12 protein-coding genes and 1 pseudogene are annotated in these 13,199 nt (G+C 53.5%); 10 read left to right on the top strand and 3 right to left on the bottom strand.

Translation table 11 applies throughout. The features are described 5' to 3' along the window. Window positions 1-234: 234 nt before the first annotated feature. A pseudogene (locus NMUL_RS16300) lies at window positions 235-324 on the top strand (PEP-CTERM sorting domain-containing protein); the annotation flags it as partial. A 245-nt stretch (window positions 325-569) separates the two neighbouring features. On the opposite strand, the gene NMUL_RS06605 reads toward NMUL_RS16300, so the two are convergent. Both NMUL_RS06605 and NMUL_RS06600 read right to left on the bottom strand, forming a co-directional pair. Continuing rightward, window positions 570-857, bottom strand: a complete 288-nt coding sequence (locus tag NMUL_RS06605; protein WP_011380602.1) for a hypothetical protein — start codon at window positions 855-857, stop codon at window positions 570-572. A 323-nt stretch (window positions 858-1,180) separates the two neighbouring features. Next, a complete protein-coding gene (locus tag NMUL_RS06600; RefSeq protein WP_041352429.1) occupies window positions 1,181-1,381 on the bottom strand; it encodes a hypothetical protein in 201 nt (66 codons plus the stop codon). A gap of 307 nt (window positions 1,382-1,688) precedes the next feature. On the opposite strand from NMUL_RS06600, the gene NMUL_RS16490 reads away from it, so the two are divergent. The 8 genes from NMUL_RS16490 to NMUL_RS06560 all read left to right on the top strand — a co-directional run bounded on the left by NMUL_RS16490 (window position 1,689) and on the right by NMUL_RS06560 (window position 11,030). Continuing rightward, window positions 1,689-1,820 (top strand): hypothetical protein, encoded by a 132-nt coding sequence (locus NMUL_RS16490; protein ID WP_258039199.1) that lies wholly within the window; start codon window positions 1,689-1,691, stop codon window positions 1,818-1,820. A 46-nt stretch (window positions 1,821-1,866) separates the two neighbouring features. After that, window positions 1,867-2,685 carry a c-type cytochrome gene (locus tag NMUL_RS06595; RefSeq protein WP_011380600.1) on the top strand — a complete coding sequence of 273 codons (819 nt, stop codon included), beginning with the start codon at window positions 1,867-1,869 and terminating at the stop codon, window positions 2,683-2,685. Window positions 2,686-2,693: 8 nt separating this feature from the next. After that, window positions 2,694-4,085 carry a cbb3-type cytochrome c oxidase subunit I gene (locus NMUL_RS06590; RefSeq protein WP_011380599.1) on the top strand — a complete coding sequence of 464 codons (1,392 nt, stop codon included), beginning with the start codon at window positions 2,694-2,696 and terminating at the stop codon, window positions 4,083-4,085. Then, window positions 4,086-4,940, top strand: coding sequence for a CbbQ/NirQ/NorQ/GpvN family protein (locus NMUL_RS06585; RefSeq protein WP_011380598.1), 855 nt, complete (start codon window positions 4,086-4,088; stop codon window positions 4,938-4,940). Between the two features lie 71 nt (window positions 4,941-5,011). Continuing rightward, complete coding sequence (locus NMUL_RS06580) at window positions 5,012-7,045, top strand: nitric oxide reductase activation protein NorD (protein ID WP_011380597.1); 2,034 nt, start codon at window positions 5,012-5,014, stop codon at window positions 7,043-7,045. Window positions 7,046-7,252: 207 nt separating this feature from the next. Then, window positions 7,253-8,698 (top strand): amino acid permease, encoded by a 1,446-nt coding sequence (locus tag NMUL_RS06570; protein WP_011380596.1) that lies wholly within the window; start codon window positions 7,253-7,255, stop codon window positions 8,696-8,698. 73 nt (window positions 8,699-8,771) lie between these two features. Next, window positions 8,772-10,430, top strand: coding sequence for a glycoside hydrolase family 13 protein (locus tag NMUL_RS06565; RefSeq protein WP_167535559.1), 1,659 nt, complete (start codon window positions 8,772-8,774; stop codon window positions 10,428-10,430). A gap of 102 nt (window positions 10,431-10,532) precedes the next feature. Continuing rightward, on the top strand, window positions 10,533-11,030 hold the full coding sequence (locus tag NMUL_RS06560) for a hypothetical protein (RefSeq protein ID WP_011380594.1): 498 nt from the start codon (window positions 10,533-10,535) through the stop codon (window positions 11,028-11,030). A gap of 157 nt (window positions 11,031-11,187) precedes the next feature. Here NMUL_RS06560 and NMUL_RS06555 read toward each other — a convergent pair whose 3' ends face one another. Then, window positions 11,188-11,832, bottom strand: a complete 645-nt coding sequence (locus NMUL_RS06555; protein ID WP_011380593.1) for a PEP-CTERM sorting domain-containing protein — start codon at window positions 11,830-11,832, stop codon at window positions 11,188-11,190. A gap of 129 nt (window positions 11,833-11,961) precedes the next feature. On the opposite strand from NMUL_RS06555, the gene NMUL_RS06550 reads away from it, so the two are divergent. Continuing rightward, on the top strand, window positions 11,962-13,005 hold the full coding sequence (locus tag NMUL_RS06550) for an IS481 family transposase (protein WP_011380592.1): 1,044 nt from the start codon (window positions 11,962-11,964) through the stop codon (window positions 13,003-13,005). The last annotated feature ends 194 nt before the right edge of the window (window positions 13,006-13,199 follow it).

Genomic DNA, 13,199 nt, shown 5'->3' with positions numbered 1-13,199 from the left:
GCCAGCAGACTCTGGAATAAAAATATGGCTGACCTGCCTGATAGTGGCCTGGCGGACTAAAAGCTGCCGGGAAAGGAGGACCCAGCAGCAATGGAGAATCTATGTTCCTTTTCTGGCTTTTCTCGATATTCCTGGTTTTTCCTGTTTTGCGGTTACCGGAAGAAAAGCCGGGAAAAAATCCAGAATAGAGCTTTCTTATACTGATACTGGCGTTAACCCTCTTTCTCCCCGGTTTCCGAACCGGAAACTTACGCTATACTGCTCGCTGGCTTGGGATTGATGGGAACGATGGTCCGGCGGAGAAAGGGATTTATTGCGCGATAGATTAATTTCCTGTCCGGGATTTCTTGAGGTTGTCTTGACGAGGCAAAAAAGGGCAATCAAAAGTAGGCATCTTCAAGCTGTCAAGCTGAAAATCATATCAGGAAGATGCGTTTGTGTAGACAAATCCATAAGGTGTAGAAACCTTGTGGACAGTGCTATTGGTCCACAAGGTTCTTCATTTGGAATGACTAATATGACTGATAGCAGTCCGTGTGAACTCAAAGGCAGAATATAAAAGCCCCTGATCAATCTTTGTCGATAAGCTTCCCATCCTTGCCAACCTTGATCTCGATCTTCTTTCCGTCGGGCAGCCTGACACCAGCCTCATAAATTCTTGTCTTCCTGCCACTTATCCTTTCAGTTTCTTTCTCGATCTCCTCGATTATGCCCCCGTTCATGTTTTCAGTTATCGTTTTCTGAACTGCAGGGGGAACATCGTCCCATTGAACTTCTTCATCCTCATCGGCAAAAACCGAGCCTGAAAATGCCAGGAGAATGGACAAGAAAATCGCAACAAACGGTTTTTTATTCATAGAATGGATCTCCTTATGAAAAACAAATGACTATGAATAAGCGCCGGGCTGTGAGAAAAGGAACCGTGGCAAAAAACACCCTGGTTATTAGATCAGGAGGATCGCAAATCATCCGTACGTCATCGAACAGTACGATGCCGGGTATTGCAGATGTGGGAAACCTATCGTCGAGGTCGGTTAGTTTTACTTGCTCAAGCAAGTCGCTATCCACCATCCTGACCCCCGAGGTAGTGCGCCGCCCAGAGGCTTCAGCTATACACGGCGTACCCGATCACGGGGATGTGCTGATCGACTGGAACGACGGATTTGCCGGAGGCCTTAATTTACTGCCCGTCTATCCACGCACGGGCCGCCGCATTAGCTGCCTCATATGCCTTGTCTTCGTCGCGCAAAGGCTCCACGAAGCTTTCGTAAACCACTATGCCTTCATCGTCCATTATCCTGTAGCGGCCATTCCAGAGACCGCTGGGATCGTCCCGCTCCGGTGCAGTAATGATCGTGTATCCTTTATAGTCAGTATTCATATTTCCTCCATAAGTAAACCGACGATGATAATTGCGAACAAACGTATATCGACGTTCTCTCTCTTCAGTTGGAGAGGAGCGGGATAGCAAACGTTCATTACCAACTCATGCTCCCATTCGAGCCAAATCCCTTAAATCCCCAAATCCCTTACCCCCTTGCTCCAGATCCATCCGGCAAAAGAGATGGCAGACCTGCCCGGCGTCAACAAAACTTTCCCCATTTATACTATTCTATGGATTAGAGTTCCAAATCCAACAGAAGCCGGATTCCTCGCACCACTTCCCCATAGTAAAACCTGGAGTTGTCATGCTGCCACGCACACCCCGCTATTTTCTTCCCTTCAAAATCCTAAGTATCGTCGTAATCATATCAATCGCGCTGGCGATAACCTACGCCGCCCTGATCTCGCTCAAGAACTGGTACGGCATCAGCGTATAAACTCTGCCGTAGCAGTACTCGTCTCTAACATTTCAAAGAGGTATCGATGACCAAACGACAGGGACGGCTTTTTTTTATCATTTGCACCCTTATTTCCGCCACCGCCTTCATTGGCCTTACAGTCGACAGTCATCGACGCTTTCCCGGGCTTACCAATGAAGACAAGCTGACACCGGAGATCATCAGGGGAAAAGACGTCTGGCATAACAACAACTGCATCAACTGCCATACCCTTCTGGGAGAGGGAGGTTACTATGCGCCCGATCTGACCAAGATTACCCAGCAGCGGGGCACGCCTTATCTCACCGCATTCCTGAAGGACCCTTCCCAGTTCTACTCGGAGGAAAAGCACCGGCGCCTGATGCCGAACCCGAAACTGAGCGATGCGGAAATCAGCGAGGTCATCACCTTTCTCGATTGGGTCGGTCATATCGATAACCAGGGTTGGCCACCGCGTCCCATTATCGTATCCGGCACAACGATTCCAGGTACCGATGTCGGCCAATCTCCAACCCATGCTTCCGTTTCTACGGATCCGGTCGCGCAGGGGGAAGCGCTCTTCCGCTCCTCACCTCCCGCCTGCAATGCCTGCCATTCGATTGCTTCTGGGGTAAACCTGGCAGGACCCTCTCTCGCCGGGCTTGCCACCCGTGCGGCGGCGATCATTGCCTCTCCCGAATATAAGGGAGAAGCGAAGACGCCTACCGACTATATTCGCGAATCCATTACCCATCCCAGTGCCTATCTCGTTCCTGGAGCCATGTATTCCGCCAACAGCCAGTCGTTTATGCCCGATAATTTTGCTGTCGATCTTGAGCCACAACAAATCGACAGTCTCGTTGCTTATCTCGAAACCTTGAAATAGGAGAAGCCATGCGCTACCGCTCACAGTCGATCGCATACTGGTATTTCGCTGTCGCCATGTGCCTGTTCGGCCTGCAACTGGTATTCGGGCTGCTCACGGCGAGCAAGTACCTGGGGCCCGACCCGCTTCTGGATTTCCTCCCTTTCGACAAAACCAAGGCCATCCACACCAATCTTCTGATTGTCTGGGTGCTTACCGGCTTCATGGGCGCAACCTACTACGTGGTGCCGGAGGAATCGCGCAGCGAAATCTATAGCGTCAAGCTGGCCTACATCCAGCTTATCGCCTGGACACTGATGGGAGTGACAGCCATTGTCGGTTATGTGTTCGGCTGGACCGCCGGCAACAAAATGCTGGAGCAACCGTTCCCGCTAAAGATCGTGATTGTCATTGTCATGCTGATGTTCCTGTATAACATCCTTATGACAATCAAGCGGGCGGGACGCTGGACCGTTACCGAAGGAGTGCTGGTAGCCGGCCTGGCGTTTGCGGCAATCCTGTATCTGCCGGCGCTGATCGAATATGAAAATTATACCGTCAGCATTTTCTATCGCTGGTGGACGATCCACTTGTGGGTGGAAGGCGTATGGGAGATGATACAAGGCGGACTGCTCGCGTATCTGCTGATACGATTGTCCGGCGCCGATCGGGAAGTCATGGAAAAATGGTTGTACGTGATCGTCGGCCTGGTTTTCATGGCCGGTATCCTGGGCACCGCGCATCACTACTACTGGGTGGGCGTGCCTCACTATTGGCTGCCTATCGGCGGTTTCTTCAGCGCCCTGGAACCGGTGGCGCTCCTCGGCATGGCAATGTATGCATACTTTGCCATGCGGCGCGCGGGGCTTTCCCACCCCAACTCCCTGGCCGTGCACTGGACCATCGGCAGCACCGTATTCACGGTATTTGGCGCCGGACTGCTCGGATTCGCGCACACCTGGCCGAGCGTCAACAAATGGACGCACGGCACACTGATCACCGCCATGCACGGCCATGGAGCTTTCTATGGCGCCTATGCCATGACCGTGCTGGCCATGGTCAGCTATACCCTGCCCCACCTCACCAGCGATCGTAAAGTGGAGGGAAGCAGTATCGGGTACTGGGCGTTCTGGATGCAAGTGATGGGAATGTTCGGCATGACACTCTCCTTCGGCACGGCTGGCATCGGGCAGGTTTACCTGGAACGTATCCTCGGCCTCGGCTATCTCGATACGCAATTGAAACTGCAGGTGCATTTCCTGATGCTGATCGCCACCGCATCTGTATTCGCCACGGGAGCCGCCCTGTTCATCTGGAATTTTTTCCGAACTGCGCCCCGGTCCGTGGCGGCAATTGATTCCAGCACATCCGCACCCGATCTTGCGCCGGCCGCTCATACCAACTCCGCCGTTAGCGGATAGATGGGGATAATGGAGAATCCATTAATCAAGCCCGCCGCTTTAGAAAATACGCATCAGGACGGACCGCATCCGCAGGCTGAAGAACCTTATTACCTTCCTTTCGGCGATGAAGTAAGCATTTTTACGCAATGCCATCGGCGCCACCTTGCCGTCATGCTGAAAGGACCGACGGGCTGTGGAAAAACGCGTTTTGTCGAGCACATGGCGTGGCGCATGAAGCGGCCCCTCATCATCGTATCCTGTCATGATGATCTGACCGCCGCGGATCTCGTGGGCCGCTTTCTGATACGCGATAACGCCACCATATGGCAGGATGGTCCGCTCACGCGCGCTGTTCGCGTTGGCGCAATCTGCTATCTCGACGAAGTGGTTGAAGCGCGGCAGGACGCGGTCGTCGTTATCCACCCTTTGACGGACTATCGGCGGGTTCTCCCTATCGACAAAACCGGCGAACTGATCGAGGCCACCCCAGGTTTTCAGCTTGTCATTTCATATAATCCCGGTTATCAGCATGTAACCAAGGACCTCAAGCCGAGCACTCGCCAACGCTTTGTCGCCCTTGATTTCGATTTTCCACCTCCTGAACGGGAAGCCGAGATCGTCATCCACGAAAGTGGCGCGCAACCCGCGGTGGCGTATGATCTCGTGGCACTGGGCGGGCGCATCCGCGGCCTGGCAGACCGGGGTCTCGCCGAAGTGCCCAGCACGCGCCTGCTGGTGGCAACAGCCCGCCTCATCGCCAACGGAATCCCCCCCCGGTTGGCCTGTCATGTTGCGCTTGTGTCTCCATTATCCGATGATCCTGCCCTCGTGGCCGCGATGCGAGACCTCGTAGATGCAACGCTGCTGGATTGAATCTCCCTTGCCAACCCTCCTCGTGCGAATCCTCGTTCTTTCTTATACCCTTTTTCCAGCACTGTTTCCGCATGGCTGAACCTGAAGGGCTCATTATCGATGCTGCCCGCCACACCACTGCTTTCGTATCCCGCCTGTGGAACAATGACAACAACGGGCCGGATAATTCGTGCACGCTGTCCGCCTGCCGCCAACGCCTGGAATTCCTCCTCTCGGCCGTTCACGGGCAGGCTGTATCGCTGCGGGTCGCCCCACCTCCGCCGCCGCCATCTGCGCTATCCCGGCTGTTTGGCCGCATTCCCCGACATCTGATCGAAACCCGCGCGTTGCCGGCAAACGATGGCACCGCGATTTTCCTGCCCATGCAACTTCCTCCGGGCGAACAGAACGGGCTTTCCCCGCACCATTTCTTTCGACTGCTCGCCCTGCAGCAAGCCGGACGCGCCCGGCGACGGGCACAGCAAATGGCGCCTGCTGATGCGTTGTTGACGCTTGATCTTTTCCAACTGAGCGAAGCTGCTGCCGCAGATCATACCCTCGCCCTTCATTTTGCCGGACTGCGGCATGACCTTACGACCTTACGCCGCGCGATGCTTTCGCAGCGGCCGCAGCCCGCGCTTCTGAATAAGATGGAACAGGCGGTGGAAGAACTTTATTGGGGCGTACTCAAGGCTTGTCCGGATGACATTCCTCCCCCGCTTGGTCTTGCGCGGAAGCCCGAGGATTCGCTTGGCTGGGCGGTAGAGATGAGCATGAAGATCTCGACCCGAACAAGGATGCCCGCGGTTCGCTATCGGGGATGCGCCAAAGATCTGTGGTGGGGCAAGATGCTGCCGCCCTCCCCCGGAAATCCACCTGTCCGATACGAGGAAGCACTCCGGGATATGACGCAGCCTGCCGCAAACCCGGGGCGCAGCGCGAATCTTTCCCGTCGCCCGCAAGCCCGGGAAAAAACTCCCGATGAGGATGACCAGATGCAAGGGATGTGGATGGTGCAGAAGGATGATCCGCAGCAGCACGTCGAAGACCCTGCGGGCCTCCAGCGGCCGGCTGACCGTGACGATGACGCTGATGCCGCCGATCTGGCGGATTCCCTGTCCGAACTGCCGGAAGCACCGCTCATCTCATCTTCGAAAACCGTGCGCGAACTCCTGCTGGCGGATGATCCCCTTGATCAACGGACGACGCTCGTCCTCCCCGGCACAGGAGTGAGGCACGGCATTGCCTACCCTGAATGGGATTTCCGCGTTTCGCGTTATCACAAGGAGGGTGCCATCGTTCGGCTTCAACCGCCATTGCTGGGAGATGTCGCCTGGGCAGAATCCGTCGTGGCAAGATGCCCCGCCCTGCTGCGGCAAGTTCAGCTTCGGCTTGAGGGGCTGCGACCGCGACGGATTCGCTACCACCGCCAACCGGAAGGAGAGGAGATCGATATCAATGCCTGGGTGAATGCCTTCGCGGAACGACGAGCAGGCTTGCCCCCGCAGGATCGCTTGTATCAATCGGTAAAAGCAGCGCGGCGCGACATTGCCGTTGCATTGCTGATCGATATCAGCGGTTCGACCGATGGCTGGGTTTCTCAGGAGTTGCGCATCATCGACGTTGAAAAGGAAGCGCTGCTGCTCGTTTATCTGGCATTGGCCAAACTGGGTGACCCTTTCTGCATTTATGCTTTTTCGGGAGAAGGCCCCCAAAACGTCTCATTATGGCCCTTGAAGAATTTTGAAGAGAACGACCGGATACTTGTGCAACGCCGCATTGCAGCATTGGAACCGCAGCTCTACACGCGCGCGGGAGCTGCGATTCGCCACACCACCAGCCTGCTCGCCGCCACCAGCGCCCGGTATCGCCTGCTTATCCTGCTGTCGGACGGAAAACCCAACGATGTCGATCGCTATGAGGGGCGCTACGGAGTGGAAGACATGCGCCAGGCCGTGACGGAAGCCCGTCTCCAGGCTATTCATCCGTTCTGCATTACCGTCGACCGGCAGGCGCCGCAATATCTTGCCCGGGTGTTTGGCGCCCGGCACTACGCCGTATTGCAGCAGGCGGAAACGCTTCCTGTTGTCCTGGCAGACGTGCTCAGAAGGCTGATCAGGCAGTGAGCTTCACTCCTCTGGCGACCCATGAATTGCCGCCGTCCCGCGCATTCCTGCGATAATTCTTCCTCAGCCTGGCCGTTTTCCCCACAGCATTTTGGTTTGCGGCGGTCTGCTGGTTTAAAATAACGATCTTGCCCGCAACCGCCGAGCTTGAGCGAAACCGGTTAAAATCCAACTGAAATCCTTTGCATTTATTACTGGAGAGACATTGTGCTGTTTGAGCGCGTCAAACCTGTGGATCAAATTCTGGAGTCGGCTGAAACCCGAGGGCTCAAACGACAGCTTGGCGCATTTGATCTGACCATGCTGGGAATTGGCGCCGTCATCGGCACCGGCATCTTTGTATTGACTTCGGTTGCCGCGGACAAGGCAGGTCCGGGCATGATGTTTTCCTTCCTCATAGCCGGGTTTGTCTGCGCGCTCGCCGCCCTTGTCTATTCTGAAATTGCCGCGATCGTACCGGTGGCAGGATCGGCCTACACCTACTCTTATGCGGTGTTCGGTGAACTCGCCGCATGGATGGTCGGCTGGGCGCTGATTCTGGAGTATGCGATCGCCGCAGCAGCGGTAGCCGTTGGCTGGTCCGGTTATATCAATGGCTTCCTGAACGAAATAGGCTACGGGCTGCCGGTTGCCCTGACGGCAGGACCGGCGGACACGATTGCCGGGGCGGACGGGACCCCATCGGCAGGAGGATTCAACCTGCTGGCATTTCTGGTGTCGTTGTTCGTCACCGTGCTGCTGGTCATGGGCACGACAAAAAGCGCGAGGTTTACGGCAGTTCTGGTTGTCATAAAAATTATCGCGCTTACTGCATTTATCATTCTTGCCTTGCCGGCGGTAAATTCCGTAAATTTCCAACCCATGCTGCCCAACGGATGGGGCACACCGCTTTCAGGAGTGGGAATCCTGGGTGCCGCTGCCTCCATCTTCTTTGCCTATGTCGGATTCGATGCTGTTTCCACCGCAGCCGAAGAAACGAGCAACCCAAACCGTAATGTGCCGATAGGATTGATAGCTTCATTGACGATTTGCACTCTCATTTATCTCGTCGTCGCCTACGCCGCAGTCGGAGCAGTGGGAGCGCAGCCGGGAGGTGATTTGTCCCTCTCCAAAGAACCGCTGGCATTTGTGCTGCGCGAGGTCGGTTACCCGACCATAGGCAACTGGGTGGCTTCGGCGGCAATTGTCGCACTGCCCTCCGTCGTGCTCATGATGCTCTATGGACAGACCCGCGTCCTCTTCACCATGTCTCATGATGGATTGATGCCCAGTATTTTTTCTCATGTACACAAACGCTTTCACACTCCCCATATTGTCACCCTGGTCACGGGAACGGCCGTCGCGCTGTTCGCTGCCATGTTTCCGGTAGGCATGCTGGCTGATATTTCCAATTCCGGGACGCTCTTCGCTTTCTTCATGGTCGCTCTCGGCGTGATGGTCCTGCGGCGCCGTGCGCCCGATCTCCATCGGCCTTTCAAGACCCCTATGCTGTGGATGGTCGGCCCCCTGGCAATGGGGGGCTGCGGTCTGCTGTTCGTCAGCCTGGGGTGGGAAACAATCAGGCTATTCCTTGCTTGGGCAGGTACCGGCCTGATTATCTATTTCGCATATGCCCGCAAGCACAGCCATCTTGGAAAACAACAGGCAAACTAGTGCTTTCAGATTAAAATGACCGACATGTTTTCCCAATCCCGGTACCATGATTTTGGGTCCACCCGCCCATTCCATGAGTCGCACTGCCCCTGACAATTCGAACGCTGAAGACGAATGGTGGAAGAAAACCACCGTTTATCATGTCTATGTGCGTTCTTTTTACGACTCCAATGGCGATGGAATCGGAGATATCCAGGGCATCATCGAAAAACTGGATTATCTGCACGATCTCGGATATGAAACAATCTGGGTGTCGCCCTTTACGCAAAGTCCACAAAAGGACTTCGGCTACGACATCAGCGATTACCTCTCCATCTCTCCTGAATATGGCGATATGCCGCTCTTTGAGAAACTGGTTGAAGAGGTGCACCGGCGCAGCATGAAACTGATATTCGACCTGGTGCTGAATCACACTTCGAGCGAGCATTCCTGGTTCATCGAATCCGCAAGCTCGCGCGACAATCCCAAAGCCGACTGGTACGTCTGGAAAGATGGAAAAGGCAAAAAGGGTTTGAGGCGCCCAAATAACTGGCGCGCCATGGCAGGTAACAAAGCCTGGACTTACCATCCGCGACGGAAGCAATTCTATTACACCGCTTTCCTCCCTTTTCAGCCCGACCTGAACTACCACAATCCTGAAGTCAAACAGGCGATGTTCGAGGTCATCAGATTCTGGCTGAACAAGGGGGTGGATGGATTCCGTCTCGATATCATCAGTGCCATCTACGAGGACTCAGAATTGCGCAGCAACCCTCCCAGTCCCCGTTTGACCCCATCGGATAAATCGCTGTCCATCTTTTTCCAGAACCTGAAAAACAATTTTCTCCACGAAAAGAGCTTCGAATTCGCTATCGAGCTGCGGCGCGTAGTGGATGAGTTCGATAACCCCAAAAGGGTGCTTATCGGGGAATCACATGGAGATGAAGCACTGATCCATCGCTTCTGTCGAAACGATGGGCAGCATGGATTGCACGCTGTTTTTCTTTTCAAGGCCATTTCCACACCTTTCAAGGCGGAAAAATACCGCGAAATGCTGATGACATTCGAGAAGCATTTTCCCGAACCGCTGATACCCACTCTCGTCTTTGCCAACCATGACCGCAACCGTGTCATCAGCCGCCTGGGAGGGAGTATAGAAAAGGCAAAACTGCTGGCCCTGTTCCAGTTTACCTGCCGGGGGATTCCCTTCACCTACTTCGGTGATGAGATTGGCATACCTCGGGTAAGAATTCCCCTGAAAGACGGAAAAGATGCGATTGCCATCCAGCATAAATGGGTACCGCAGTTTCTGGTTGATCGCAGCAGTGAAATTCTCAATCTAGACGAGTGCCGTACCCCGATGCTATGGAATGAAAGGCCCAGGGCAGGCTTTTGTGGGAGTTCAGCAGAGCCCTGGTTGCCGGTGGCAGACAGCTTCAGGGAAATAAATGTGGAAAAACAGATTTCGGAACCGCATTCCCTTCTCAATTTTTACAGGAAAATCCTCCTGTTTCGCAACAGGACGCCAAGCTTGCATGCGGGGCGCCTTGAAATCTTGCATGACCTCTGCAACCGGAAAATTCTCGCCTACCGCAGAATATTCAATGAAGAGAAGCACGTAGTGCTCCTCAACATGTCCCGCCAGCGGGTTAAAATCCCCTTGAATAAACCCGTACTGCTTTCCACGCATCCTCAAAGCCCTGTGCATCAATTACAACCTTTCGAAGGGCGCATCATCAACGAATCGCATTGACAACGGCAGCGGGAATCTTTCTTTCTCGCTGAGAAGAATGCGGGCTAACCCTGTCAGTTTCATTTGAATGAGTGTTTTCAATATCTACTAGGAGTATGACCTGTGGTAATTCTTCAAGCTTTAACGCGCAACATCATTTCTGCAATTCTGTCTGCAATCCTCATGCTGCCGACGGTGTTGCTGGCCGATTCAACCAGCAGGCCGCTCAAGGCAAGCGTAGAGACCCATGAACAGCCTGGATTCAGAGCGGATTGTCCTTCCAAATTCGGTGGTACCACTACAGGTATCGGCAAAAGTACCCACATGGGCAAGGTTTCGCTCAAGGCGATCGACTGCATTACCCCCATGGAGGATCACTTTATTTTCGAGGGCACGTTCACCTTGACGATGGCAAACGGCGATACCGTTACCGGCTTGTACAAAGGTGCATTTGTACCGGCCGATGATCAATCCAGGTACAACCTGAGGGATGCGAAATTTGAAATAAGCAGCGGAACAGGGCGTTTTAGCGGAGCAAGGGGAATTGCGGAATTGAAAGGAGATCAGGATATCGCGACCGGGAAAGGGAAAATTGAAATTGATGGAACGGTTTCATACTGAACCGCTGAACGGGGATAACAGTGAAAGAGGAATTCTGCCCAGGTTCCCGGCGGCGGATGAATACTTACTATGTCCCGGGAATTCCGGAAATCCTCGCTGCCCCTCGTCGAAGGTTCTGGCATATAAAAAACCCGCTTAGTGCGGGTTTTCTCACTACTCACGCTGATTGTTTTTGTTTTCGGCGTGCCATAAAGCCCATCAGGCCAAGACCTGCCAGGAACATTGCGTAGGTCTCCGGTTCTGGAACTACTCCAGCCACAGGAGTCTGGGTCAGGGAAAATGTATATGTGTTCCCAACACCAGGATCGGGCAAGTCAAGACTGTAATATGACTGAATCGCAGTTTCCCCAGCTTTCAGCTCTCCCGTGAAGTTAAGATCTCGGGGGCCAGTCGGTTCAAAAAGCGCAGGTTGATTTATTGATGAAGAATCGAGTGTGAAGCTGGGAGTGAAATCGGGTGCGAAAAAATCATCAGCCGAGTTAAAGCTGGTAAAGACTACACCATCCCTTGGAGCGCTTGATGACTCATTGATGTGCAAGTGAAAGCTTGAAAAAGCTTCCGGCGTATTATTCTTGATCGCGTCGTATATATGGTAAGGGACACTAACACCAGTACCATCTTCGTGAGCAACCGTGAACTTGAGAGTGATGGGATTAACACTTGAAAACGTCGTTGAAAAATTCAAAACTGCTGACGAACCTAATTCACTAAAAGAAAATGACCCCAAGCCTGGTCCGCTTGCTGTAACTCCGGTAATGACGGAAGAGGCGTCTGCTGTAGCAGCCGATCCTCCAAAAATCATAGCAGCGATTAGATGTAGTAGTTCAGATTTAATCTGACAGTAGGGCCTTGCGAAAAGCGGGGTTACCCGGTTTGATAGAGGTGCGAATCTTTATCAAATTGAGCGCTGAAAGCGCAAAGGAGTAACCCCATGAGTAGTGTTCAACAAAATGTTATTAAGCACAAGGTAGGGCTGCTTAATCTGGCAGCCGAGCTTGGCAATGTATCGCGTGCCTGCAAGGTGATGGGCTTTTCCCGGGATACCTTCTATCGGTATCAGTCAGCGATGGAAAATGGTGGTATCGATGCCCTGATTGATGCCAATCGAAGGAAGCCCAATCCCAAGAATAGAGTTGAAGAAGCAGTCGAGATGGCGGTAGCTGCATTTGCCCTTGAGCAGCCTGCATTCGGGCAAGTGCGCGTTTCCAACGAGTTACGCAAACGCGGCATCTTCATTTCTCCTTCAGGCGTTCGCTCTGTCTGGCTGCGCAGGGACCTGGAATCATTCAAGAAGCGGTTGGCGGCACTGGAATGTCATATCGCGCAGACTGGAGAAGTGCTGACCGAAGCGCAGGTTAGTGCCCTGGAGAAGAAGCAGGACGACGATGTCGCCCATGGGGAGGTGGAAACCGCCCATTCAGGCTACCTTGGCAGTCAGGATACCTTCTATGTGGGCACGATCAAGGGCGTGGGTCGTATTTATCAGCAGACCTTCGTCGACACCTACTCCAAGTGGGCCACAGCCAAGCTCTATACGACCAAAACGCCGATTACAGGCGCGGATTTGCTCAACGATCGGGTACTACCCTTCTTTGCAGAACAGGACATGGGCCTGATCCGAATTCTGACCGACCGAGGCACTGAATATTGCGGCAAGCCAGAGACTCACGATTATCAGCTCTATCTGGCGCTCAATGATATTGAACATACTCGCACCAAAGCCAATCATCCGCAGACCAACGGCATCTGTGAGCGCTTTCACAAGACGATCCTGCAAGAGTTCTACCAGGTCGCGTTCCGGCGCAAGATATACCGATCAATCGAGGAGTTGCAAATTGACCTGGATGACTGGCTGCACTACTACAATCACGACCGCACTCATCAGGGCAAGATGTGCTGCGGGCGAACACCCATGCAAACATTAATTGACGGAAAGGAGGTGTGGAACGATAAAATCACATTACTGAACAGTTGAATCTGATCTGACAACTGCACCAGTCAAATCGGGAAACTGTCTGATGGGATCGCGACTACTACAGATTAGAGATTTTGTTGTTACATTCATTATTTTCCTCCAAAAAATTAAATTTTCCCTCTTGTTACTTACGCCGATCGTTAAATGCTAAAGCCTATTCGTCGGCGTTCGAATGGCATCTTAGATAATCTGCA

This window comes from Nitrosospira multiformis ATCC 25196, assembly GCF_000196355.1.
GTDB classification, from domain to species: Bacteria; Pseudomonadota; Gammaproteobacteria; order Burkholderiales; family Nitrosomonadaceae; genus Nitrosospira; species Nitrosospira multiformis.
This window is presented reverse-complemented; position numbering and strand designations above follow the sequence as displayed.